Raw genomic sequence first — 24038 nt, forward strand, 5'->3', positions numbered from 1 at the left:
CGTCCGACCCCCGCCCGTCCGACCGGGGCGCGGCGGGCCGGGGCGCGGGTCAGGGGGCGATGCGCCGGGCGAGCCAGGCGAGGGCCATCGGGTAGCGGTAGTCGATGCCGCCGTGCGCGGCGTCGAACAGCTCGAAGCGGACGGCGTCGTCGGCGACGCCCGCGTCCCGCAGGGCCGCCCGGAACGCCTCGGCGCCGACGTCGAGGTACCACTCGTCGCGGGTGCCGCCGTCGATCCAGATGGCGCGCTGCGCGCGCAGCGCGTCCGCGTGGGCGGGGGCCATCCGCACCGGGTCCCAGGCGAGCCACCGCTCCCACACGTCCTGCCGGATCACGCCGGTGACCGGGTCGAACGGCAGCTCGGGGGTGCCGTCCTCGCGGGCGGAGTAGCAGACCGCCATGCCGAGGACGTTGAGCAGCGCCATGTCCTCGGGCTCGGTGAACGCGACCCGGGAGTTGAAGGCGTCCCACCAGCGCATGATGTCGCCGCCGTACTTGCGCAGGTGCCGGACGCACTTGGGGAACTCGGTGAGGTAGCAGTACTCGAACAGCGCGTCGCCCGCGTGGGTGGCGAGGGCGCCGAACAGGTCGGGCCGCAGCATCGGGGTGACCATCGCGCCGTAGCCGCCGCTCGACTTGCCGCTGATGGCGCGGTGCCCGGGCGCGTCGAGCGTCCGGTAGCGCGCGTCGACCCACGGGACGATCTCGTCGCAGATGTACGAGTGGTAGCGGCCGGTGCCGGGGGAGTCGATGAACTGGCTGCCGCCGTGCGCGGTCCAGGCGTCCACGAAGACGACGATGGCGGGCGGTGCCTCGCCGCCCGCGAAGACCGCGTCGGCCGCCTCGGGGAACGTCCGCCGGTACGGGGTGCGGTTCCGCCAGATCCCGACGTGCCCGGTGAACCCGGTGATCACGTAGACGGACGGGTAGCGGCGTTCGGGCTCGTCGTCGTACCCGGGCGGGAGGTACACCAGGACGGGGCGTTCGTGCGGGTCCTTCAGCGGGTTGCCGCGCAGCAGCTCGCTGCTGACGACGTGCTCTTCCAGGCGTCCGGCGAGTTCCGCCGACCACGGCAGCATGCGCACTCCCTCGTGCAGACTGATGATCGTTCCCGAGGGTACGCGCCGGATGTCACAGATCACGGGGCCGCATCGTCCTACTTCGGACGATCACCCGCGGACCAGGGGGAGGACCTGATGGCCGACACGGCGAACGGCAGTGCGAACGGCGAGGCGAAGGGCAGGGCGGCGCGGCTGCGCGACCTGCACCGGCCGGGCGACCCGCTCGTCCTGCCGAACGTGTGGGACGCCGCGAGCGCGCGCGTCGTCCAGGAGGCGGGGTTCCCGGCGCTCGCCACGGCCAGCGCGGCGGTCGCCGCGATGCTCGGCCACCCGGACGGGGAGGGCGGGCCGGTGGACGAGATGCTCGCGGCGGCCGCACGGGTGGTGCGGGTCGCGGAGGTGCCGGTGACGGTGGACGCCGAGGCCGGGTACGGGCTGCCGCCCGCGGAGCTGGTGGAGCGGCTGCTGGCGATGGGCGCGGCGGGCTGCAACCTGGAGGACAGCCGCGGCGGGGCGCTGACGGACCCGGACGAGCAGGCCGCGTACCTCGCCGGGGTGCGGGACGCGGCCGGGGACGCGCTCGTCGTCAACGCGCGGGTCGACACGTTCATCCGGCAGGCGCCGGACCCGCTGGACGGCGCCCTGGACCGCGGCCGCCGCTACCTGGCGGCGGGCGCGGACTGCGTCTACCCGATCATGGCGCCGGCGGACGCGGTGCGGGCGCTGGCCGAGGGGCTGCCGGGGCCGGTCAACGTGAACCAGTTCCCGGGGACGGCGCTGCGCGAGCTGGCCGAGGCGGGCGCCGCCCGCGTCTCGTACGGGCCGTTCCCGCACCACCACGCGATGGAGGCGCTGAAAGGGTTCGCCGAGCGGCTCCGCGCGGGCGAGGACCCGGCCTAGGGGCGGCGGGGACGGCGGGGGCGGCCGGGACGCCCGCGGCGCGCGGGCGTCCCGGGGCTTGCAAGTGACCACTTACTGAGGCACAGTGGTACGCGCAACGCACTTTCGTTCCCCCCGGGAAGTGAGGCCCCCCGAATGACCGTGACGCCGGAGCAGGCGCCGCCCAAGGTCGTCACCGACGCCATCAGCGGCCTGGCCCTCGCCGCCGCGGCCGCGAACGTCGTCATGCAGCTCGCCCGCCTCCCCGTGGGACACGGTGTCGCCAACAGCACGGTCGAGAGCGGCCGGATCGACAAGCACCCGATCAAGCGCGCCCGCACCACCCTCAGCTACATCTCCGTGGCCATGCTCGGCTCCGAGAAGGAGCGGGCCGCGATGCGCGACGAGGTCAACCGCTCCCACCGGCACGTCAACGCCCGGGAGCCCGTCAAGTACAACGCCTTCGACCGGGACCTCCAGCTCTGGGTCGCCGCGTGCCTCTACATGGGCACCGAGGACATCTACCGGATCCTCTACGGGGAGCCGACCGGCGAGCAGCGCGAGATCCTCTACCGGTACGGCGCCCGCTTCGGCACCACCCTGCAGATGACCGAGGACATGTGGCCCGCCGACCGCGAGGCGTTCCAGAAGTACTGGGACGCCTCGGTGGCCGAGATCGAGATGGACGACCTCACCCGCGGCTACCTGCGCGACCTCGCGGAACTGAAGTTCCTGCCCGCGCCGTTCCCGCAGCTGCTCGGCGCCTTCAACCGCTTCCAGACGGTCGGGTTCCTGCCGCAGCCGTTCCGCGACGAGCTCGGCTACCGCTGGACGGCCCGCGACCAGGCCCGCTTCGACCGCCTCATGCGCGTCCTCGGCCGGATCAACCGCGCCCTGCCGCGCCCCGCCCGCGAGTTCCCGTTCAACGTCTACCTGTGGGACGTGCGCCGCCGCATCCGGCGCGGCCTCGCGATCGTCTGACGCTCCCGCCCCGAGCCGAGGACCCGCGGCGTCCGGCATCCGCGCCCGCCGGACGCCGCGGGTCCTCTTCTTCACGCGCGCGTCAGCGCAGGGACGCGAAGAACGCGCGGACGTCGTCGACGAGCGCGTCCGGCTCCTCCATCGCGAGGAAGTGCCCGCCCTTCCCCAGCTCGGTCCAGCGGACGACGCGGTGGTCGCGCTCCGCCCACGGCCGGACCGTCACGTCGTGGGCCGAGACGAGCACGCCGGTCGGCACCGTCCCCCGCTCGGGCGCCCAGCCGCCGGACGCCCCGTCGCCCCCGTCGCCCTCGTCGTCCGCACCGGCGCCCCAGTCGCCGTCCGCGCCGTCGCCCGTCCACGCGTTGGCGGTCATCTCCTCGTAGTACACCTGCGCCGCCGACGCCGCCGTGCCCGTCAGCCAGTACAGCGACACGGTGGTCAGGACGCGGTCGAGGCCGAGCACGTCCTCGGGGAGCTTGTCCTCGGGCTCGGTCAGCTCCTTGAACTTCTCCACGATCCACGCGAGCTGCCCGGACGGCGAGTCGTGCAGGCCGTACGCGACCGTCTGCGGGCGCTTCGCGTTGCACCGCAGGTAGCCGTCGTTGAAGTCCTGCATCCGCCGCCACCGGCCGCGCTCGGCGTCCGACAGCCCGTCCATCTCGCCCTCGACCCCCGCCGGGAACGTGATCATCGCGTTGACGTGGACGCCGACCACCCGGTCGGGCGCCGCCTTGCCCAGCTCCGGCGCGACCCACGAGCCGGTGTCGTAGCCGTGGACGCCGTACCGTCCGTACCCGAGCCGGTCCATCAGCTCCGCGAGCACCGCGGCCATCCGCGCGGCGCCCATGCCCGGCCCGGCCAGCGGCGTCGAGAACCCGAAGCCCGGCAGCGACGGGATCACCAGGTGGAACGCGGCGGACGGGTCGCCGCCGTGCGCCCGCGGGTCCGACAGCGGCCCGATGACGTCGAGGAAGTCGGTGAACGCGCCCGGCCAGCCGTGCAGGAGCAGCAGCGGGACGGCGTCCGGCTCGGGCGACCGGACGTGCAGGAAGTGCACCCTCTGGCCGTCCATGACGGTTTCGAAGTTCGGCAGCGCGTTGAGCGCCGCCTCGTGGGCGCGCCAGTCGTAGCGGGTCCGCCAGTGCTCGGCCAGCTCCCGCAGGTACCCGGCGGGGACGCCGCGGCTCCAGCCGACGCCGGGAAGCTCGTCCGGCCAGCGGGTGCGCGCGAGCCGGTCGGCGAGGTCGTCCAGTGCCGCCCGGTCGATGTCGATGGCGAAGGGGCGGATCTCGTGTTCGGTCGTCATGCGGAGCACGCTAGGAACGGGTTAGGTCGGGAACGGTCCTAACCGTCCGGCAGACTCGGTGGCGTGCCGACGACCTCCTCCGCGCGGCTGCTGAGACTGCTGTCGCTGCTCCAGACCCACCGTGACTGGTCGGGCGCCGAACTCGCCGGCCGCCTGGGCGTGACGCCCCGCACCGTCCGCCGGGACGTCGACCGGCTGCGGGACCTCGGCTACCCGGTGCACGCGGCGCGCGGCACCGCCGGGTACCGGCTCGGCGCGGGCTCGTCCCTGCCGCCGCTGCTGCTCGACGACGACGAGGCCGTCGCCGTCGCCGTCGGGCTCCGCACGGCCGGCACGGTCGCCGGGATCGAGGAGACGGCGCTGCGGGCGCTCGCCAAGCTCGAACGGGTGCTGCCCGCGCGGCTGCGGTACCGGGTCGGCGCGCTGAACGCGGCGACCGTCCGGACCGGCGCCGCGCCCGGCCCCGCCGTCGACCCCGGCGCCCTCGTCGCGATCGCCGATGCCTGCCGCCGTCACGAGAGCCTCCGCATCGACTACCGCAGCCCGCGCGGCGGCGAGACCCGCCGGACCGTCGAGCCGCACCGCCTCGTCAGCTTCGGCCGCCACTGGTACCTCGTCGCGTGGGATCCGGGGCGCGACGGCTGGCGCACGTTCCGCGTCGACCGGCTCACCCCGCGCACCCCGCCGGGGCCCCGGTTCGTCCCGCGGCCCCCGCCGGACGGCGACGCCGCCGCGTACCTGGAGCGCACGCTGTCGTCCCGGGCCTGGCCGGTGCGGGCGACGGTCGTCCTGCACGTCCCGGCGGCCGACGCCGCCGAGCGCGTCTGGCCCGGCATGGGCACCGTCGAACCCGTCGACGACCGCAGCTGCCGCCTGCACGTCGGCGCCGACACCCCCGCCGATCTCGTGTGGATGATCACCTCGGTGGGCGTCGGCTTCACCCTCGCCGACGGCCCGCCGGAGCTCGCCGACGCCCTGCGCGTCCAGGCCCGCCGCTGCCTGGACGCGCTCGGCTGACCGTCAGGACTTGCGGACGTCCGGGTCGGGCCGGTCCGCGGTGTACTCCTCCTCGGGGAACGCCTTCTTGGTGATGCCGCCCTCGGTGTCGTCCCCGTCGCCGGACGGGCGGAGCGCCAGCTCGAAGTCGCCCTGGTGCTCCCGGACGCCCGTGACGACCGCGTCCTCCAGCACCTCGACGCCCTTGCGCTGGCGCCGCATCATCGGGTCGTTCCGCAGGTCCTTCGCGAGGGCGGCGCACAGGACGATCAGCACGATCGTGAACGGCAGCGACCCGATGAACGTGATGTTCTGGATGCCGTTCAGCGCCTCGTCCCCGCCGATCACCAGCATGATCGCCGCGACGGCGCCGGTCACCGCGCCCCAGAAGATCACGATCCAGCGGGCGGGGTGCACCGAGCCCCGCTGCGACAGCGTCCCCATGACGATGGACGACACGTCCGCGCCGGAGACGAAGAAGATCGCCACCAGGATCATCACCACGACGGCGGTGATGCCGGACCACGGCAGGTCGCCCAGCACGTTGAACGTGATCGCCTCCGGCGAGCCGTCGCCGTACGGGTCGTTGCCGTTCTGCTGGTCGCGGATCGCGGCCCCGCCGAACACCGAGAACCAGAGGAGGCTGACCACGCTCGGGACGACGATGACCCCGGCGACGAACTGCCGGATCGTCCGGCCGCGGCTGATGCGGGCCAGGAACATCCCGACGAACGGCGCCCACGAGATCCACCACGCCCAGTAGAAGATCGTCCAGTTGGAGAGGAAGTCCTCCATCTCCTCCCCGCCGGTGGCGCCCGACCGCGACGCCATCTGCCCGAAGTCCTGGATGTACACGCCGACGGACGTGGGGATCATCTGCAGCATGAAGACGGTCGGGCCGACGACGAAGATGAACAGCGCCAGGACGATGGCCAGCACCATGTTGATGTTGGACAGCCACTGGACGCCCCGGGCGACGCCCGACACCGCCGACAGGATGAAGCAGATCGTCAGCACGACGATGATGAGCACGAGCACGGACGTGCCGAGCGTCTCGATCCAGCCCGCCTCCTGCATGCCGGTGCGGATCTGCAGCGCGCCGATGCCCAGCGAGGCCGCGGAGCCGAACAGCGTCGCGAACAGCGCGAGGATGTCGATGATCTTGCCCGCCGGCCCCTCGCCGCGCCCCCTCGGGAACAGCGGCGCGAACGCCGAGCTGATCAGCTGCCTGCGCCCCCGCCGGTAGTGCCCGTACCCGATCGCGAGCCCCAGCACCGCGTAGATCGACCACGGGTGCAGCGTCCAGTGGAACAGGGTGGTGGCCATCGACGTCTCGACCGCCGCCTCGCTCTGCGGCGGGTCGGTGCGCGGCGGCGGGTTGACGAAGTGCTCCAGCGGCTCGGCCATGCCGAAGAACATCAGGCCGATCCCCATGCCCGCGCTGAACATCATCGCGATCCAGGAGACGGTGCGGAACTCCGGTTCGTCGCCCTCCTTGCCGAGCGGGATCCGGCCGTACTTGCTGACCGCGAGCCAGAGGGAGAACACCACGAATCCGGTGGCCGCGAGCACGAACATCCAGCCGACGTTCGTCAGCAGCCAGTCGAGCGTGCTCTGCGCGACCGAGCTGAGGTTGTCGGTCCAGAACGACCCCCAGACGATCAGCGCGAGGGCCAGCACCGCACTGATCCCGTAGACGATCCAGTCGGTGCGCGGGCGCCCCCTGGAGCCCGGCGGCGCGCCGTGGCCCGGCTCTCGATCGGTCCCGTGATCGGTGATCCCCATGACCCAGGCTTTTCCCGAGAATCTACGTTCTCACTTGAACGCGTTGGTAAAACGTTCCCGGCCGCCGGGTCAGCCCGTTCCGGCCGCGCCGCTGCGCCGCTCCAGCAGCACCACGTCGCGCCACCGCCCGTGGTGCCGTCCGATCCGCTCCCGCATCCCCACGGTGCGGAAACCCGCGCCGCGGTGCAGCCGCAGGCTCGCGGCGTTCTCGGGGAAGACGCCCGCCTGGAGCGTCCAGATCCCGGCCCGCTCGGCCGCGCCGACGAACGCGTCCAGCAGCACCGTGCCGACGCCGCGCCCGGCCGCGTCCGGCGCCACGTACAGGCTGTGCTCGACGACCCCCGCGTACACGGGCCGCGCGGACACCCGCGAGCCCGCCGCCCAGCCGAGCACCGCGCCGCCCGCGGCGTCCACGGCGACGAGCCGGGGCTCCTCCAGCTTCGCCGCGTCGAACTCCGCCCACGACGGCGCCGCCACCTCGAAGCTCGCCTGCCCGGTGTCGAGCCCCGCCTGGTAGATCTCCAGCACCCGGGCGGCGTCCGCCCGCCGCATCTGCCGAACCGCGACCCGTCCCGCCTCCATGCCGCACGTATACCGCACCGCCGCCCCGGGCGGGACCGGCAGGATGGGGGCGTGGTCGAGGTCGCGGTGCTGATCGGGTTGCAGGCGTCCGGGAAGACGACGTTCTACCGGGCGCGGCTCGCGGCGACGCACGTCCACGTGAGCAAGGACCTGTTTCCCAGGGCGCGGCGGAAGCAGGCGCGGCAGATGCGGCTCGTCGCGGCGGCGCTGGAGGCCGGGCGGGACGTCGCCGTCGACAACACGAACCCGTCGCCGGACGAGTGGGCGCCGCTGATCGGGGCCGCGCGCCGGTTCGGGGCGCGGGCGGTCGGCTACTGGTTCCCGCCGGACGTCGCCCTGTCGATGCGCCGCAACGCGCTGCGCCCGCCGGAAATCCGAGTGCCGGACGTCGGCGTCTATGCGACGCTCAAGCGGCTGCGCCGCCCGGGGCCCGGGGACGGGTTCGACGAGCTGTGGACGGTGCGGCCGGACGGGCGCGGCGGGTTCGCCGTCGCGCCGCTGGAAGGCGGGACCGATGAAGTTCGACGACCTTGACGCGCGGATGCGGGCACGGGAACGGTTCCACGCGCTGACGCTGCACCCGGGCGCGTGGGCGATCGTCCGGGTCGACGGCCGGGCGTTCTCGAAGTACACCGAGGGGCGGTTCGACAAGCCGTTCGACGCGCGGTTCTCCGCGCTGATGGCCGGGACGGCGGAGGCGCTGCTCACCGAGCTCGGCGGGCGGTACGCCTACACCGAGAGCGACGAGATCTCCGTGGTCCTCGACCCGGCGTACGAGCTGTTCGGGCGCGGGGTCGAGAAGCTGGTGTCGCTGTCGGCGGGCATCGCGTCGGCCGCGTTCACGCAGGCCGCCGGGGAGTACGCCGTGTTCGACTCCCGCGTCTGGACGGGGACGGGCCCGGACGACGTCGTCGACTACCTCTCGTGGCGGCAGGCGGACGCGGCGCGGTGCGCGCTGAACGGCTGGTCCTACTGGACGCTGCGGAAGGAGGGGCGCAGCCCGCGGCAGGCGTCGCGGGAGCTGTTCCGCGCGTCGGTGTCCGACAAGAACGAGTTGCTGTTCGCGCGCGGGATCAACTTCAACGACGTCCCCGCCTGGCAGCGCCGCGGGGTCGGGCTGTGGTGGGAGACGTTCGAGAAGGCCGGGCGCGACCCGGTCGCGGACGTCGCGGTCACGGCGACGCGGCGGCGGGTGCGCGTCGAGCGCGAACTGCCGATGCGGGACGAGTACCGCGCGTTCGTCCGGGACCTGCTGTCGCGGTGACGCGGCCCTGGCGGGACCGGCGCGGGTGCTCCAGGATGATCGACCATGGTGTTCGTTCGGCGTGATGTCCGGCTCTCCGCACTCCCCGACGGGCTGCCGGACGAGGTCGCGGGGCCCGTCCTGGACGCGGTGGAGGCGCTCGCGATCGGCGGCGACGGCCTCCACGCGGGCGGCGGCGTGGTCGCGGCGGCCCGGCTCGTCCAGGGGAGGCACCTCGCGGCCGGGTCCCGGTACGCGGTCGAGCTCCCGGACGGCGGCGCCGCGGAGATCACCGTCCGCTCGTGGGACCGGGCGCGGCGGATCCGGCTGGACGGGACGTTCGCGTGGGACGGGCACGAGGTGACGGCGGCCCTGGACGTCGGCCTGACCGCCCGCCGGATCCGGACGGTGCGGCTCACCGGCGGGTACCGGGCGACGCGGGGGCGGCTGCGCTCCCTGCGCCGCGCGGACTGGACGGGCGAGGCGCGGCTCGGGGACGGGACGGCGGCGCCGGAGCTCGCGCTCCGCGTCGCGCACCGGTTCGGCGCCGCGACCGCGCGGGTCGAGCCGAAGGGGGCGCGGCGCGGGGAGTGGCGCGCCCGCGTCGCCGCGGGCGGGCGCGGCCGGGGCGTCCTGCGCCCGTTCGCCGCGCTGGGCCTGCTCGTCGCCCGGCGGCGGATCGGCGCGGGGTTCGCCGAGGCCGTCGACGGGTTCGCGGACCGGTGGAACGCGGCCGTCCCGGGGCTCGCGCAACGCGACCTGGACGCGCCCGTCACGCTGCGGCACACGGTGACGGCGCGGGCGGTGCCCCGGGAGTGGGCCGGGGAGTTCGTCGCGGGCCTGCGCGCGGCGGTGGAGGGGCTCGAGTTCCGGCGCGGCCGCCTGGTGCGCGGCGGCGGCACGACGGACGACGTCCGGCTCGACGGGAAGCACCTCGCGCGCGGCGCCCGCTACCGGCTGGCCGCCGTCCACCGGCACCCGGCCGAGGCGACCGTGGCCGCGTGGGACGACGACCGGGTCCGCGTCGAGTTCCGGACGGACGACGGCGCGACGACCGGCGCGTTCGAGGTCCGGACGGCCGGCCGTCCCGGCGCGGTCCACGCGGAGTGGCGCGGCGGGCGGCCGGGCCCGTGGGCGGCGCTCGACACGGCCACCGGCCGGATCGACGCGGACCTGGACGGCTGGTGGACGTCCGGCGCGCCGATCGTCCGCACGAACGTCCACGTGCTCGGGACGGAGACTTTGGCGGTGGCGTGCGCCCCGGCCGGGGACGGGTGGGCGGTGACCTTCACGGAGACGCAGGAGCCGCGGGAGTGGGCGCGCCCGCTGGTCTCCGTCGTCGCCGCGCTCGCCCCGGCGGAGGACGCGTTCCGCGACCTGGCCGAGGGCGCCGCCGAACGCTGGAACGACGCCCTCGCCCGGGCGGGCGACGACCCGCGCGCGGCCGCGGCCGCGCTCGTGGACGCCGTCCTGGCGGGCGGCCTACTTGAGGACCTCCGCCTCGCGCGACCCGCCGGGGTGGACGACCAGGAGGTGCCGCCGGGCGGGGAGCGGCCATGAGTCGGGCTCGCCGCGTAGAGGACACCTACGACAAGTCGTTCAGGGGGCGGAGTGGCGCTCGGCATCGAGTTCGCGAACGTGGTCGGGCGGGTCGCGGAATGCGACCGCGCCGTTCCCGGCGGGCTGGACGGGTTCGCGGAGGCCCGGCACAACTACACCGAGGACGCGCACCTGTTCCGCGTCGGGTTCATGAGCACCGGGGAGGCTCGCGCCCTCGCCGCCGGGCTGCCCGGCGGCGCCGCCGCCGTCGTGGCGTCCGACGGCCCGCTGCCCGGCTGGCTGCGGCGCGGCGAGGTCGGCGGGTCGCGGGCGGTCTGGCTCGCCGGGCACGCGCCGGGGCCCGTCGTCCCGCCCCTGCAGGGCGTCCTGCTGCAAGGGCCGCCGGGCCTGCGGGACGCGCTCGCCCGGGACGGCGCCGCGACCGTCCGGCGGCGGGCGTCCGGCGGGGACGGGGAGTACGAGGTCGTCCGGGGCGGCGGGCTCGTGGACCTCGACGTGATCGGCGTCCCGGGCGGCGCGTGCGTCTACCGGGCGGCGCGGCGGCGGGAGCGGAACCGCCGCTGCGGGCCCGACATCGCGCTGCTGCGGTGGCTCGACGCGGCCCTGCGGGACGCGGGCGCCCGCGGGTGAGGACGGGCCGGCGGCTTACGAGGCCAGCCGCGCGCCCGGGCCGGGGCCCGAGCCCGCGAGTCCGGCGTCGCCGTCGGAGCGGTTGATCTCCGCCCACACCGCGTCGAGGGAGAGGCCGAGGACGGCGGCGATGGCGGCGATGGTCGGGAAGGCGGGGGTGGCCACGCGGCCGGACTCGATCTTCCGGAGGGTCTCCGGCGAGACGCCCGCGTCCAGCGCGGTGCGGAGCATCGACCTCTCCCCCCGGGCGCGCCGCAGGAGGGCGCCGAGGCGCTGCCCGCGTTCGATCTCTTCGGAAGTGAGCGGCAACCTGACCATGCCGCCGATTCTAGTACCGGGATAGTATGGCCGGGATAGTTATTGGCAACGCCGAGGAAGGCGCCGGATGATCGAGATCCTGACCCCCACCGAACTGCCGCGCGCGCGGGCCGCGGGCGCGCTCGTCGCCGACATCCTGCAGGCGATGCGGAGCCGCAGCGAGGTCGGCACGAACCTCCTGGACATCGACCGGTGGACCCGGGAAATGATCGTCGAGGCCGGGGCGGAGTCCTGCTACGTCGACTACGAGCCGTCCTTCGGGCGCGGGCCGTTCGGCCACTACATCTGCACGTCGGTGAACGACGCCGTGCTGCACGGGAAGCCGCACGACTACGAGCTCGCCGACGGCGACCTGCTGTCGCTCGACCTGGCGGTGTCCCTGGACGGCGTCGTCGCGGACTCCGCCGTCAGCTTCATCGTGGGCGGCGCGCGGTCCGCGGAGAGCACCGCGATGATCGGCGCGACGGAACGCGCGCTGAGCGCGGGGATCGCCGCGGCCGGGCCGGGCGCCCGCATCGGCGACATCTCCCACGCCATCGGCTCGGTCCTCACCGAGGCGGGCTACCCGATCTGCACCGAGTTCGGCGGGCACGGCGTCGGCTCGACCATGCACCAGGACCCGCACGTCCCGAACCAGGGGCGGCCCGGCCGCGGCTACAAGCTGCGCCCCGGCCTGCTGCTGGCCCTGGAGCCGTGGATCATGGCGGACACCGCCGAGCTCGTCACCGACGCCGACGGCTGGACGCTGCGGAGCGCGACGGGCTGCCGGACGGCGCACAGCGAGCACACGATCGCCATCACCGAGGACGGCGCCGAGATCCTCACCGTGCCGACGCGGCGCTGACGGCGGTCAGCCCGCGGGGGCCGCGTACAGGGCGGCGATGGAGCGTTCGACGCCGGCGCGCGCCGCGTCCGGGGCGGTGATGCCGATCAGGACGTAGTACGCGAGGCCCTCGGCGTGCGCGACCAGGCCGACGGCGGCGGCGTCGGGGTCGGTCCCGGCGGGCAGGGCGGCCGGGTCGCGGCGCAGCAGGTCGGCGACCCGCCCGTGGAACCGGGCGTACTCGTCGCGCATCCGGGCGGCGATGGCCTCGTCGGCGAGGGCCAGCGCGGTGAACGACTGGCGGACGCGCAGGTGCGCGCGGGTCTCGGCGTCGTGGGCGATCAGTTCGGTGAGGACGACCGTGAGGACGTCCCGGGGCGCGGCGTCGGCGAGTTCCCGGCCGACCTTCGCGCGGATGCGGGCGGCGCTCAGCGCGTTGCCGCGGTCGAACGCCGCCTCGATCAGCCGCTGCTTGGCGGGGAAGTAGTGCTGGACGCGTCCGGGCGAGACGCCCGCGCGCGCCGCGACCTCGGTCAGCGAGACCGCCGCCAGGCCCCGCTCGGCGACGATCGCGAGGACCGCGTCCGCGATCTCGTTCCGCCGCTCCTCGTGCCGGGCCCCGGGCCCGCGCGTCCGCCGCTCCATGCACTCTTTCCAATGTGATCGCATCGGATTGACCGCTCCCAGTGTAGCCGCCTAGCCTGCGAGGCAAAGCGATGCGATCACATCGATCCGGGGGTGCCGATGGCGCGGACCGTCCTCGCGCTCGCGTGCGCGGCGCAGTTCATGGTGGTCCTGGACGTCTCGGTGGTGAACGTCGCGCTGCCCGCCGTGCAGGACGACCTCGGCTTCACCGACGCCGGCCTGCCGTGGGTCGCGGGCGCCTACACCCTCGCGTTCGCCGGGTTCCTCCTGCTCGGCGGGCGGCTCGCCGACCTCGCGGGAGCCGGGCGGGTCCTCCTGCTCGGCCTCCTGCTGTTCTGCCTGCCCAGCCTCGTCGGCGGCCTCGCCGCGACGCCCGGCCTGCTGGTCGCCGCCCGCGCCGCGCAGGGGATCGGCGCCGCCGTGCTCGCCCCCGCCACCCTGACGGCCATCACCACGACGATCCCCGAGGGGCCCCGCCGGACCCGCGCCCTCGCCGTCTGGACGGCCGTCGGCCTGGTCGGCGGGGCGTCGGGCAACCTCGTCGGCGGGCTGCTCACCGAGGCGCTGTCGTGGCGGTGGATCCTGCTGGTCAACGTGCCGGTCGGGCTCGCCGCCGCCGTCCTGGCCCGGCGCGTCCCGGACGGGCGCCGCGCCCGCGCCCGCCGCCTCGACGTCCCGGGCGCGGCCGTCGCGACGGCCGGGCTGACGCTCCTCGCGTTCGGCATCATGCAAGCCGAGACCCGGGGCTGGACGGACGCCCGCACGGCCGGGGCGCTCGCCGCCGCGGCCGTCCTGCTGGCGGTGCTCGCCCGCGTCGAGGCGCGCGCCGCCGACCCGCTCGTCCCGCCGCGCCTGCTCCGGTCCCGCGCGATCGGGCTCGGCAACGTCCTGATGCTGCTCGCCGGGGCCTGCTTCGCGGTGCCGATGTGGTACTTCCTCACCCTCTACATGCAGGACGTCCTCGGCTTCTCCGCGCTGGAGACCGGGCTCGGCTTCCTCCCGCACACCCTGCTGACGATGCTCGTGGGGCTGCGCGTGACGCCGCGGCTGATGCGGCGCCTGGACGACCGGGTGCTCGTCGCCGCCGGTGCCGCGGCCGCCGCCGCGGGCTTCCTCTGGCAGGCCGCCGCGGCGGGCGGCGACCCCTCGTACGTCCGCGGCGTGCTCGGCCCGGCCGTCCTCGTCTCCGTCGGCGGCGGGCTGCTGAACACGCCGCTGACCGCGACGGTCACGGCGGGCGCCGCCGGGGGCGACGCGGGCGCCGCGTCCGGGCTGATGAACACCGCCAAGCAGGTCGGCGGCGCGGTCGGCCTCGCCGCGCTCGCCGCCGCGACCACCACGTACGGCGCGGCGTTCCTGGCCATGGCCGCGGTGCTCGCGGTCGTCGCGGTCGCGTCGCTCGCCCTCCCCGCCCGCCGCGACACCCCGGCCTCCCGGTCCTTCCGTCACCGCCGGGTCTCGCGGTGACGGAAGGACCGGGAGGCCGGAGTGCGACGCATCCTTCCGGGCCGTCGTCGGCGGGGACGCCGATACGTAGCGAGGTGCCGCCCACGGCATCACTCATTGATCGGCGCCGGGGTGCTTCCGGGGCCGGAAACGCGGACGGGCCCCGGGTGGGTACCCGGGGCCCGTCGCGAGGTCGTGCGTCAGCCGATGGTGATGTTCTCGGCCTGCAGGCCCTTCTGGCCCTGGGTGACGTCGAAGGTCACCTTCTGGCCCTCCTGCAGCTCGCGGAAGCCCTGCGCCGCGATGTTGCTGTAGTGCGCGAACACGTCGGCGCCGCCGTCGTCCTGCGCGATGAAGCCGAAGCCCTTTTCGGCGTTGAACCACTTCACGGTACCGGTAGCCATGATCGTCTCCTTCATGGTTCTCTCCCGGCCCGCACCTTGCGGGCTCGGGTCGCCGCGTCGAACCCATCCGGAGAATCCAGATCAACAAAAAATGCGCCCGAGGTGGAAACCCTCAGGCGCATGCAAGAGTCTATGGGAACCGCAACTTCGACCGATGCTACCACACGCCTCCCGAGTGGTGGGTCAACACGCGTGTCACCCGGCGCGGCGGCGGAGATCCGCGGAGCCGATGCCGCCGCGAGGCCGCCGTGCGCGGCGCCCTACGTATCCTGGCGGGCAGTATGTACGAATTGTTCGCTGAGACCGTGGTCAGCCCCGGGCTCGGCGACCGTGCCTTCGCCCGCGACGCCTCCACCGCGTTCTTTCCGGCCGCGACCTGCCCCTCGCCACCGAAAGCCGTCGAGTCGCCGCGTGCGGCCCGCCCGGCCGCCCCCTCCGAGGAGACGCCATGACCACCACCGACCCGTTCACCCCGGACGTCGTCGCCGCCATCGCCCGCCACATGAACGACGACCACGCCGCCGACTCGGTGCTGATCGTCCGGACGCTCGGCGGCGAGCCCGACGCCGAGTCCGCCGCGATGACCGGGCTCGACGCGGACGGCGCCGACTTCGCCGTCCGGGCGGGCGGGCGCGACGTCGCCGTCCGGATCCCGTGGAGCCGCCGGCTCACCGAGCGCGCCGAGGTCCGCGCGGAGGTCGTCCGGATGTACCAGGAGGCGCGCCGCACCGCCGAGCCGTTCTCGGTCCGGCTGCGCACCGCGACCCGCGCCGACCACGGCGACACCGAGAGCACCCCCTACATGACGGCGCTCCTCGACGGCCGCCTCACCCCCGACCAGTACGGCGCCCTCATCGGGCAGCTCCACTTCGTCTACGACGTCCTGGAGCGGGCCGCCGACCACCTGCGGGACGACCCGGTCGCGGCGCGGTTCGACCTCGCGGGGCTCCGCCGCCTCCCCGGGCTCGAAGCCGACCTCGTCCACTTCCACGGCCCGGACTGGGCGTCCCGGATCGAGCCCGGCGACGCCACCGCCGCCTACTGCGCGCGGCTCCGCGAGGTCTGCTTCGGCTGGCCGGGCGGTTTCGTCGCGCACCACTACACCCGCTACCTCGGCGACCTGTCCGGCGGCCAGGCCATCGGCGCCCGCGTCGCCCGCGCCTACGGCCTCGACCGCGACGGCGTCCGGTTCTACCACTTCGACGAGAAACCGAAGGTGCTGAAGGACCGCTACCGCGCCCTCCTGGACGCCGCGCCGTGGAGCCCCGCCGAGCAGGACCGCGTCATCGGCGAGGTCCGCACCGCGTACCGGCTGAACGCCGACCTGGCCGCCGCGCTCGACGCGACCCTGGGGTGACCGGGACCGGGCGCCCGCTTCGGGCGCCCGGGCCTCCGCCCGTCCCCCGTTCAGGCGTGCACCGCGACCGCGGGCGCGTCCTCGGGGTCGTCCTCCCGCCGGGGGCGCGGCGCGTTCATCAGCAGGCCGACGGCCAGCGCCCCGGCCAGCATGATCCCGGCGGCCCACGCGCCCGCCACCTGGAAGCCCTCGACCACGGCCTGCCCGGCGGCGGCCGGGCCGTGCTCGGCCAGGTGATCGGCGGTCGCGCCGGTCGCGATGGTGTTGAGCACCGCCGTGCCGATCGACGCGCCGATCTGCTGCGCGGTGTTGACCCCGGCCGACGCCACGCCCGTGTCGTCCGGGTGCACGCCGCGGGTGGCGTAGTTGAGGGCCGTCGGCAGGATCATCCCCGCCCCGAACCCGAACAGCAGCAGCGACACCAGCACCCCGCCCGCGTAGCCGCCGCCGACCTCCAGCCTGAGCATCCACAGCATGCCGCAGGAGCCGATGAGCATACCCGGCACGACCAGCGCCCGCGGCGGGACCCGCGGCAGCAGCCGGGTGGTGAGCCCGCCGGCCGACACCAGCACCGCCGTCACCATCGGCAGGAACGCGACGCCCGTCCGGACCGGCGAGTACCCCATGACGCCCTGCATGTAGTAGGTCAGGAACAGGAACGCCGCGAACATCCCGATCACGCTCAGGCCGACGGCCAGGTAGGCGGCGCCCCGCGTGCGGTCGGCGACGAGGCGCGGCGGCAGCAGCGGGTGCGGGACCCGCCGCTCCACCAGCGCGAACACCGCCAGCAGCAGCGCCCCGCCCGCCAGCAGGCCGGTGACCGTCGGCGAACCCCACCCGCTGGACTCGGCGCGCCCCGCCGCGTACACGATCGCGACGAGCCCGCCGGTGACCAGCAGGACGCCCGGCACGTCGAACCGGGCCCCGCCCGCGCGCCGCGACTCCGCCAGGACCCCGATCCCGCCGACCGCCGCGACCAGCGCGAGCGGGACGTTGATGTACATGCACCAGCGCCAGTCCAGGTACTGGGTCAGCGCCCCGCCGGCCAGCAGCCCCACCGCGCCGCCCGCCGCGGAGATCGCGCCCCATATGCCGAACGCCTTGGCGCGCTCGTCCGGCCGGGTGAACGTCACCGTCAGCAGCGACAGCGCGGACGGCCCGAGCAGCGCCCCGAACGTGCCTTGCAGGACGCGCGCGACCAGCAGCGTCTCGAACCCGGACGCCGCGCCGCCCAGCATCGACGCGCCCGCGAACCCGACCAGCGCGACCAGGAAGGTCCGCCGCCGGCCGACGTGGTCGGCGATCCGGCCGCCGAGCAGCAGCAGCCCGCCGAACGCGAGGGTGTACCCGGTGACGATCCACTGCCGGTCCCCGTCGGAGACCTCCAGGTCCCGCTGGATGGACGGCAGCGCGATGTTCACGACCGTGGCGTCCAGCACGATCATGAGTTGGGCCAGTCCGATGCAGAACAGCGCGGCCCAGCGGCGCGTGTCGCCCGCCGGTGCCTGCGCCTTCGTGGTTGCCATGACCTCGTCCTCGCTCGTGGTCCCGTGCGCCGCCCCCGCCGGCGGCGCTCCGACGCACACGAGACGCCGCCGCCCCGCGCCCTGTGACGGGCCCCCTCTGTGACCTGCGCCACCCCGCCGCCGGGACCGGACGCGCGGGCGGGCGGGTCAACCGGCGCGGCGGATCCGGGCGAGCGCCAGCCCGCCGAGGGCCGTCGCCGCCAGGCCGACGAGCAGCGCCACGTAGGCGCCGCCGAGGCCGTTGCCGGTGCCGACGCCGCCGTCGGCGGTCGCGGCGACCACCGCGCCGGCGGCCATGCAGGACGGGCCCGCGACGAGCGCCGCGAGGGCGCCGCGCCGCGGGTTCCCGGTCCCGGGGCGGCGGACCGCGCGGGCGAGGGCGAGCCCGCCGAGCACCGCGCCGGCGAGCCCGACGAGCCCCGCGACGCTGGACGCGAGCCGCCCGGCGGACAGGGTGTAGGCGTCGGCGGCGGCGGGCTGCGCCAGGACGTGCGCGAGCGGCGACGCGGTGAGAACGGTCAGGAGCGACATGGCTGCTTCCTCTCCCTTGCATGGACGTGTGCCGATCGTCCCCGCCGGGACGTGCGCCCGTCGTCCGGCGAGCGCGGACAATCCGGGCTGCCGTCCGTGCCGCATCCGGCTACCGCGCAGGGCGCGGAAGCCGCGCGGGTACCGCGGGCGCGGTAGCCGGACGATCGTCCCGGCGCAGGAGTCGCCCGCGCGGGGCGGCCGGTTAGTGTTCGCGCATGAGCGGGAGGCGGATCGGGGTCACCGACGGGGCGATCGCCGCGGGCACGGCCGCGATCCTGCTGGTGACCGGACTGGCGGAGCGGCCCGGCACGGGCCTCGACGCGCTCGGCGGCGCGCTGCTGGTCGCCGCCGGCGCGCTGCTCGCGGCGCGGCGGCGCCACCCGGTGCCGGTGCTGGCCCTCACCGGGCTGTGCTCGGCGGGGTACCAGGCGGCCGGTTTCGACGTGCCCGCCGTCGCGTTCCTCGTCGCGGTGTACGCGGCCGTCCGGGCCGGGCACCGCGCCGCCACGGCGGCGGCGAGCCTCGCGATGATGGCGGCGCTCCCCCTCGCGGCCCTGGCCTCCGGCCCGCCCGACGCGGCGGAGGTGCTCGCGCGGGCGCGCGGCGCGCTGGAGCTGGCCTGGCTGATCGCCGCGGCCGCCGCGGGGGAGGCGCTGCGGCAGGCCGAGCGGCGCGCCGACGAGGCGGAACGCACCCGCGAGGAGGTCGCGCGGCACCGCGCCGCCGACGAGCGGCTGCACATCGCCCGCGAGCTGCACGACTCGCTCACCCACCAGATCTCGATCGTCAAGGTGCAGGCCGAGGTCGCCGTGCATGTGGCCCGCAAGCGCGGCGAGCACGTGCCGGAGGCCCTGCTGGCGATCCAGGAGGCCGCCCGCGAGGCCACCCGGGAGCTGCGCGCGACGCTGGAGGCGCTGCGCGACGACGACACCGCCCCGCCGCGCGGGCTCGACCACGTCCCCGACCTGGTGGAGCGGGCCCGCGCCATCGGCCTGGACGCGACGCTGACGATCGAGGGGCGGCGCCGCGACGTGCCCGCCGCGGTGGAGCGCACCGTCTACCGGATCGTCCAGGAGTCGCTCACCAACGTCGCCCGGCACGCGGGCGCCGCCGCGGCGTCCGTCCGGATCGACTGCCGCCCGGACGGCCTCGCGGTGCGCGTCGCCGACGACGGCACCGCGGCGCCGGGCACGGTCGCGGCGCCCGGCATCGGGCTGCTGGGCATGCGGGAGCGGGTCGCCGCCCTCGGCGGCCGGCTGAGCGCGGGACCGCGGGGCGAGGGAGGATTCGTCGTGCACGCCGAACTGCCGGTGGACCCGTCGTGATCCGCGTCCTGCTGGTCGACGACCAGCCGCTGATCCGCAGCGGGTTCCGCGCGCTCCTCGACCTGGAGGACGACATCGCCGTGGTGGCCGAGGGCGGCGACGGCGCCGAGGGGCTCGCGCTGGCCCGGGAGCACCGGCCGGACGTCGCGCTCATCGACGTCCGGATGCCGGTGGTCGACGGCATCGAGGCGACCCGGCGCATCGCCGCGGACGCGTCCCTCGCGGGGGTGCACGTCGTCATCCTGACCAACTACGGCATGGACGAGTACGTCTTCGACGCGCTGCGCGCCGGGGCCGCCGGGTTCCTCGTCAAGGACATCGTGCCGGAGGACCTGCTGCACGCCGTGCGGGTCGCCGCGCGCGGCGACGCGCTGCTCGCCCCGTCGATCACCCGCAAGCTCATCGACCGGTACGTCGCCCACCCGCTCGACGGCGGCACCGGCGCGGGCCTGGACGGGCTGACGGCGCGCGAGCGCGAGGCCGTCGCCCTGGTCGCGCGCGGCCTGTCGAACGACCAGATCGCCGAACGCATGGTGATCAGTCCGATGACCGCCAAGACGCACGTCAACCGGGCCATGAGCAAGCTGCACGCGCGCGACCGCGCGCAGCTCGTCATCCTCGCCTACGAGTCGGGACTGGTGACCCCGCGCGACCGCTGACGCCCGTCCGTCCGCGCCTTCGGGAAAAGCGCCGGGGCGGGGCGGTCGAGCAATTTACGGTTCGGCGACGAGCGGGCGAATGCACGGTTAAGGCCGGGCAGAATTCCGGCGACGCGACCGCGAAATGCAGGCGAATATCGGATGACGTTCGGACGGTTCGCAGAAGTGAGCGCCGAGGACGTTCCCGTTCGTGCGCGGCGAAGCCCGAGGGTAGCGCGGTCGGCGGGCGTCCAGCGCGCAGGTGGTGGGCGGACGGGCGCCGGGGCGCGCGGCCGCGCAGGCGATCGAAATGGTTCGGTTGCGAATTTTTCATGTGTCCGTACAGGCTCGGCCGTAATTTGGCAACAATGCTTTAAGGTGCGTGCTGCGCGCTCGGCGCTTTAGTTACAATCCGACCGTTAAGCGAGACTTTCCAGGTCCGCGCCGCCGCCGCGTGCTCTTTTCCGAGGGCCCCGCACGGCCGCCGCAATGAGGAGCTGCCCATGCCCGAGGAATCCGGGGAACCCGTTCCCGCGGCGCGACCGGTGATCGGCGACGCGGAGATCGACGCCGTGGTCCGGGTGCTGCGCGGCGGACGGGTCGTCCAGGGGCCGGAGGTCGCCGCGTTCGAGGAGGAGTTCTCCGCGCTGGTGGCCGGACGCCACTGCGTCGCGGTCAACTCGGGGACGTCGGCGCTGCACCTGGCGCTGCTCGCGCTGGGCATCGGGCCCGGCGACGAGGTGATCGTGCCGTCGTTCACGTTCGCGGCGACGGCGAACGCGGTGCGGCTGGCCGGCGCGGAGCCGGTGTTCGCCGACATCGAGCCGGGCTCGTTCTGCCTCGATCCGGACGCCGCCGCGGCGATGATCACGCACCGCACCGCGGCGGTCATGCCCGTGCACCTGTACGGGCATCCGGCGGCGATGGACCGGTTCGCGGCGCTCGCCGGGCGGCACGGCCTGGCGCTGGTCGAGGACGCGGCGCAGGCGCACGCGGCGAGCCTGGACGGCGTCCCGGCCGGGGCGCTCGGCACGGCGGGCTGCTTCAGCTTCTACCCGACGAAGAACATGCACACCCTGGAGGGCGGCATGGTCACGACGGCGGACGCCGGGACGGCGCGGACGCTGCGGCTGCTGCGCAACCAGGGCATGGCGGAGCGGTACGCCAACGAGATCGTCGGGGCGAACCTGCGGCTGACGGACGTCGCGGCGGCCGTCGGGCGGGTGCAGCTCGGGCGGCTCGCGGAGTGGACCGAGCGGCGCCGGGCGAACGCGGCCTTCCTCGACGCGAAGCTCACCGGGGCGGTGCCGCCGCCGGTCGCCGCGGGGGCGCGGCACGTCTACCACCAGTACACGGTGCGGGTGCGGGAGGGGCGCGAGGCGATGCGCCGGCATCTGGACGGCCGCCGCATCGGCCACGCCGTCTACTATCCGACGCCCGTCCACCGCCTGCCGCCGTTCCTGCGGGACGGCGTCCCGGATCCCCGCTGGGACCTGCCGGAGACCGACCGGGCGGCGGCCGAGGCGCTGTCGCTGCCGGTGCACCCGGCCCTCACCGGGGCGGAGCTGGCGCGCGTGGCCGACGCCGTGAACGAGGGGGCCGCGGCGTGAGGGCGCTGCGGGCGGGCCTCGTGGGGTTCGGCGTGATGGGCCGCAACCACGCGCGGGTGCTGGGCTCGACGGACGGCGTCGAGCTCGCCGGGGTCGTCGACCCGCGCGGCGGGGCCGCGCCGAGCGGGGTGCCGCTGCTGGACTCGCTGGACGGGCTGCTGGCGCTCGGCGTCGACTACGCGGTGGTCGCGTGCCCGACGGCGCTGCACGAGGAGGTCGGGCTGCGGCTCGCGGAGGCGGGGGTCGCGGCGCTGATCGAGAAGCCGCTGGCCGACTCGGTGGAGGCGGCGGGACGGCTGGTGGCGGCGTTCGAGTCGCGGGGGCTGGTCGCGGGCGTGGGGCACATCGAGCGGTACAACCCGGCGCTGCAGAGCATGCGGGCGCGGCTGGAGGCGGGCGAGCTGGGCGAGGTGTTCCAGGTGGTCACGCGCCGCCAGGGACCGTTCCCGCACCGGATCTCCGACGTCGGCGTCGTGAAGGACCTCGCGACCCACGACATCGACCTGACCGCGTGGGTGACCGGCCAGGACTACGTGTCGGTGTCCGCGCACACGGTGGCGCGCAGCGGCCGCCCGCACGAGGACATGGTGGCCGCCGTGGGGCGGCTCGCGGACGGCTCGATGGTGAACCACCTCGTGAACTGGCTGAGCCCGCTGAAGGAGCGGACGGCGGTGGTGACGGGGGAGCGCGGCTGCTTCGTCGCCGACACGCTCACCGCCGACCTGACGTTCCACGCGAACGGCGAGGTCAGCAACGAGTGGGAGGCGCTGCGCAACTTCCGCGGCGTCTCGCAGGGCGACATGGTCCGCTACGCGATCCCGAAGCCGGAGCCGCTGCGGGTCGAGCACGAGCGGTTCCGGGACGCCGTCCGCGCGGGCGGCGGGACGGGCGGGATCGTCACGCTGCGGCAGGCGCTGCGGACGGTGGAGGTGTCGGCGGCGGTGCTGGAGTCGGCGGAGACGGGCGAGACGGTCGCGCTGAAGGCGCCGTCGGAGGTGCTGGGTGTCGGCTGAGACGGCAAGCGCGACGGGAAGCGGGACGGGAAGGCGGAGCATGCGGATCTGCGTGGTCGCGCTCGGCAAGATCGGGCTTCCGCTGGCGGTGCAGTTCGCCCGCCGGGGCCACCGGGTGGTCGGCGCGGACGTGGACGCGCGGGTGGTGGCCGACGTGAACGCCGGCCGGGAGCCGTTCCCCGGCGAGGCCGACCTGGGCCGGTACCTCGCCGAGACGGTCGGGGACGGGCGGCTGACCGCGACGACGGACACCGCGGCGGCGGTCGCCGGGTCCGAGGCGGTCGTGGTGGTGGTGCCGCTGTTCGTCGGCGCGGACGGCGCGCCCGACTTCGGCTGGATGGACGACGCGACGCGCGCCGTCGCGCGGGGGCTGCGCCCGGGGACGCTCGTCAGCTACGAGACGACGCTGCCCGTCGGGACGACGCGGACCCGGTGGGCGCCGATGCTCGCCGAGGGGTCGGGCCTGGCGGCGGGCACGGACTTCCACCTGGTGTTCAGCCCCGAGCGGGTGCTGACCGGCCGGGTGTTCGCGGACCTGCGGCGCTACCCGAAGCTCGTCGGCGGCATCGACGACGCGTCCGCCCGGCGCGGCGCGGAGTTCTACGAGCGGGTGCTGGAGTTCGACGAGCGGCCCGACCTCGACCGTCCGAACGGCGTGTGGGACCTGGGGTCGGCGGAGGCCGCCGAGTTGGCGAAGCTGGCGGAGACCACGTACCGGGACGTCAACATCGGGCTCGCGAACCAGTTCGCCCGGTACGCGGGCGCGATCGGCGTGGACGTCATGAAGGTGATCGACGCCTGCAACACGCAGCCCTACAGCCACATCCACCGGCCGGGCATCGCGGTCGGCGGGCACTGCATCCCGGTCTATCCGCGCATGTACCTGTGGAACGACCCGGACGCGACGGTCGTCCGGGCGGCCCGGGACGCCAACGCCGCGATGCCCGGGTACGCGGCGGGGCTGCTCGCCGGCGCGTACGGCGACCTGACGGGCGCGCCGGTGCTGGTGCTCGGCGCGGCGTACCGCGGCGGCGTCAAGGAGACCGCGTTCTCCGGCGTCTTCCCGACGGTCGAGGCGCTGCGCGCGCGCGGAGCCGTCCCGTACGTCTCCGACCCGATGTACACGGCGGACGAGCTGGACGCGCTGGGCCTGCCGCCGCACCGGGGCGAGCCCGTGACGGCCGCGATCGTCCAGGCCGACCACGCCGAGTACCGCACGCTCGGCTCGTCCGACTTTCCCGGGGTGAAGGTGCTGGTGGACGGCCGCCGCGTGACCGACGCGGCCCGCTGGGCGGGCGTGGCCCGCGTCGTCATCGGCGCCCCGGCCGCGGGGACCGGCCGCGGGACGCCGCCCTAGGCGGCCCCGCCCGTGCCGGGCAC

Annotated in this window: 24 protein-coding genes and 1 pseudogene; 16 read left to right on the forward strand and 9 right to left on the reverse strand. The window is 75.3% G+C overall.

Annotation, left to right across the window (positions count from 1 at the left end; translation table 11 throughout):
• Positions 1–49: 49 nt before the first annotated feature.
• Complete coding sequence (locus DMH08_RS16270; protein WP_026403692.1) at positions 50–1078, reverse strand: alpha/beta hydrolase; 1029 nt, start codon at positions 1076–1078, stop codon at positions 50–52.
• Positions 1079–1195: 117 nt separating this feature from the next.
• Between DMH08_RS16270 and DMH08_RS16275 the strand changes: the two genes are divergently transcribed.
• Entirely contained in the window at positions 1196–1960 is a 765-nt protein-coding gene (locus DMH08_RS16275) for an isocitrate lyase/PEP mutase family protein (RefSeq protein WP_125615338.1), read from the forward strand.
• Positions 1961–2095: 135 nt separating this feature from the next.
• Positions 2096–2920, forward strand: a complete 825-nt coding sequence (locus DMH08_RS16280) for an oxygenase MpaB family protein (protein WP_026403693.1) — start codon at positions 2096–2098, stop codon at positions 2918–2920.
• An 82-nt stretch (positions 2921–3002) separates the two neighbouring features.
• Here the strand turns inward: DMH08_RS16280 and DMH08_RS16285 are convergent, their stop codons facing one another.
• Entirely contained in the window at positions 3003–4226 is a 1224-nt protein-coding gene (locus DMH08_RS16285; protein ID WP_125615341.1) for an epoxide hydrolase family protein, read from the reverse strand.
• A 63-nt stretch (positions 4227–4289) separates the two neighbouring features.
• On the opposite strand from DMH08_RS16285, the gene DMH08_RS16290 reads away from it, so the two are divergent.
• On the forward strand, positions 4290–5243 hold the full coding sequence (locus DMH08_RS16290) for a helix-turn-helix transcriptional regulator (protein WP_125615344.1): 954 nt from the start codon (positions 4290–4292) through the stop codon (positions 5241–5243).
• A gap of 3 nt (positions 5244–5246) precedes the next feature.
• On the opposite strand, the gene DMH08_RS16295 is transcribed toward DMH08_RS16290, so the two are convergent.
• A complete protein-coding gene (locus tag DMH08_RS16295; protein WP_125615347.1) occupies positions 5247–7007 on the reverse strand; it encodes a BCCT family transporter in 1761 nt (586 codons plus the stop codon).
• A 69-nt stretch (positions 7008–7076) separates the two neighbouring features.
• Complete coding sequence (locus DMH08_RS16300; RefSeq protein WP_125615350.1) at positions 7077–7589, reverse strand: GNAT family N-acetyltransferase; 513 nt, start codon at positions 7587–7589, stop codon at positions 7077–7079.
• Positions 7590–7640: 51 nt separating this feature from the next.
• On the opposite strand from DMH08_RS16300, the gene DMH08_RS16305 reads away from it, so the two are divergent.
• The 4 genes from DMH08_RS16305 to DMH08_RS16320 are packed head-to-tail and all read left to right on the forward strand — an operon-like array spanning position 7641 to position 11022.
• Positions 7641–8123: an ATP-binding protein gene (locus tag DMH08_RS16305; protein WP_125615353.1), complete on the forward strand. Its 483-nt coding sequence runs from the start codon at positions 7641–7643 to the stop codon at positions 8121–8123.
• Positions 8104–8853, forward strand: a complete 750-nt coding sequence (locus DMH08_RS16310) for a tRNA(His) guanylyltransferase Thg1 family protein (protein ID WP_125615356.1) — start codon at positions 8104–8106, stop codon at positions 8851–8853. The genes DMH08_RS16305 and DMH08_RS16310 overlap by 20 nt, the downstream gene beginning before the upstream one ends.
• 45 nt (positions 8854–8898) lie before the next feature.
• Positions 8899–10392 carry a hypothetical protein gene (locus DMH08_RS16315; protein WP_125615358.1) on the forward strand — a complete coding sequence of 498 codons (1494 nt, stop codon included), beginning with the start codon at positions 8899–8901 and terminating at the stop codon, positions 10390–10392.
• A gap of 51 nt (positions 10393–10443) precedes the next feature.
• Positions 10444–11022 carry a hypothetical protein gene (locus DMH08_RS16320; protein ID WP_026403698.1) on the forward strand — a complete coding sequence of 193 codons (579 nt, stop codon included), beginning with the start codon at positions 10444–10446 and terminating at the stop codon, positions 11020–11022.
• A gap of 15 nt (positions 11023–11037) precedes the next feature.
• Here DMH08_RS16320 and DMH08_RS16325 read toward each other — a convergent pair whose 3' ends face one another.
• On the reverse strand, positions 11038–11340 hold the full coding sequence (locus DMH08_RS16325; RefSeq protein WP_125615361.1) for a helix-turn-helix transcriptional regulator: 303 nt from the start codon (positions 11338–11340) through the stop codon (positions 11038–11040).
• A gap of 67 nt (positions 11341–11407) precedes the next feature.
• Here DMH08_RS16325 and map point away from each other — a divergent pair, with 67 nt between their 5' ends.
• On the forward strand, positions 11408–12184 hold the full coding sequence (gene map, locus DMH08_RS16330) for a type I methionyl aminopeptidase (protein ID WP_125615364.1): 777 nt from the start codon (positions 11408–11410) through the stop codon (positions 12182–12184).
• Between the two features lie 6 nt (positions 12185–12190).
• Here map and DMH08_RS16335 read toward each other — a convergent pair whose 3' ends face one another.
• Positions 12191–12808, reverse strand: a complete 618-nt coding sequence (locus DMH08_RS16335; RefSeq protein WP_026403701.1) for a TetR/AcrR family transcriptional regulator — start codon at positions 12806–12808, stop codon at positions 12191–12193.
• A gap of 99 nt (positions 12809–12907) precedes the next feature.
• On the opposite strand from DMH08_RS16335, the gene DMH08_RS16340 reads away from it, so the two are divergent.
• Positions 12908–14275: an MFS transporter gene (locus DMH08_RS16340; protein WP_125615367.1), complete on the forward strand. Its 1368-nt coding sequence runs from the start codon at positions 12908–12910 to the stop codon at positions 14273–14275.
• Between the two features lie 179 nt (positions 14276–14454).
• Here DMH08_RS16340 and DMH08_RS16345 read toward each other — a convergent pair whose 3' ends face one another.
• Positions 14455–14658, reverse strand: a complete 204-nt coding sequence (locus tag DMH08_RS16345) for a cold-shock protein (RefSeq protein ID WP_026403702.1) — start codon at positions 14656–14658, stop codon at positions 14455–14457.
• Between the two features lie 448 nt (positions 14659–15106).
• On the opposite strand from DMH08_RS16345, the pseudogene DMH08_RS41645 reads away from it, so the two are divergent.
• Positions 15107–15379, forward strand: a pseudogene (locus tag DMH08_RS41645) (DUF2470 domain-containing protein); the annotation flags it as partial.
• Positions 15365–16015 (forward strand): biliverdin-producing heme oxygenase, encoded by a 651-nt coding sequence (locus DMH08_RS16350; protein WP_233617636.1) that lies wholly within the window; start codon positions 15365–15367, stop codon positions 16013–16015. The pseudogene DMH08_RS41645 and the gene DMH08_RS16350, both read left to right, overlap by 15 nt.
• Before the next feature lie 50 nt (positions 16016–16065).
• Here DMH08_RS16350 and DMH08_RS16355 read toward each other — a convergent pair whose 3' ends face one another.
• A complete protein-coding gene (locus tag DMH08_RS16355) occupies positions 16066–17541 on the reverse strand; it encodes an MFS transporter (protein WP_125615372.1) in 1476 nt (491 codons plus the stop codon).
• A 147-nt stretch (positions 17542–17688) separates the two neighbouring features.
• Positions 17689–18072 carry a DUF6223 family protein gene (locus DMH08_RS16360; protein WP_125615375.1) on the reverse strand — a complete coding sequence of 128 codons (384 nt, stop codon included), beginning with the start codon at positions 18070–18072 and terminating at the stop codon, positions 17689–17691.
• Between the two features lie 215 nt (positions 18073–18287).
• Between DMH08_RS16360 and DMH08_RS16365 the strand changes: the two genes are divergently transcribed.
• From DMH08_RS16365 to DMH08_RS16385, 5 genes are all read left to right on the forward strand, one after another.
• A complete protein-coding gene (locus DMH08_RS16365; protein WP_026403707.1) occupies positions 18288–19397 on the forward strand; it encodes a sensor histidine kinase in 1110 nt (369 codons plus the stop codon).
• Positions 19394–20056 carry a response regulator gene (locus tag DMH08_RS16370; RefSeq protein ID WP_125615378.1) on the forward strand — a complete coding sequence of 221 codons (663 nt, stop codon included), beginning with the start codon at positions 19394–19396 and terminating at the stop codon, positions 20054–20056. The genes DMH08_RS16365 and DMH08_RS16370 overlap by 4 nt, the downstream gene beginning before the upstream one ends.
• A gap of 482 nt (positions 20057–20538) precedes the next feature.
• Positions 20539–21645: a DegT/DnrJ/EryC1/StrS family aminotransferase gene (locus DMH08_RS16375; RefSeq protein WP_125615381.1), complete on the forward strand. Its 1107-nt coding sequence runs from the start codon at positions 20539–20541 to the stop codon at positions 21643–21645.
• A complete protein-coding gene (locus tag DMH08_RS16380) occupies positions 21642–22658 on the forward strand; it encodes a Gfo/Idh/MocA family protein (RefSeq protein ID WP_026403710.1) in 1017 nt (338 codons plus the stop codon). Before DMH08_RS16375 ends, DMH08_RS16380 begins: the two co-directional genes overlap by 4 nt.
• A gap of 40 nt (positions 22659–22698) precedes the next feature.
• The gene (locus DMH08_RS16385; protein ID WP_125615384.1) at positions 22699–24015 is read left to right on the forward strand and encodes a nucleotide sugar dehydrogenase; all 1317 of its coding nucleotides are present in this window, start codon (positions 22699–22701) and stop codon (positions 24013–24015) included.
• Positions 24016–24038: the final 23 nt, after the last annotated feature.

This window comes from Actinomadura sp. WAC 06369 (assembly GCF_003947565.1).
Classification (GTDB): domain Bacteria; phylum Actinomycetota; class Actinomycetes; order Streptosporangiales; family Streptosporangiaceae; genus Spirillospora; species Spirillospora rifamycini.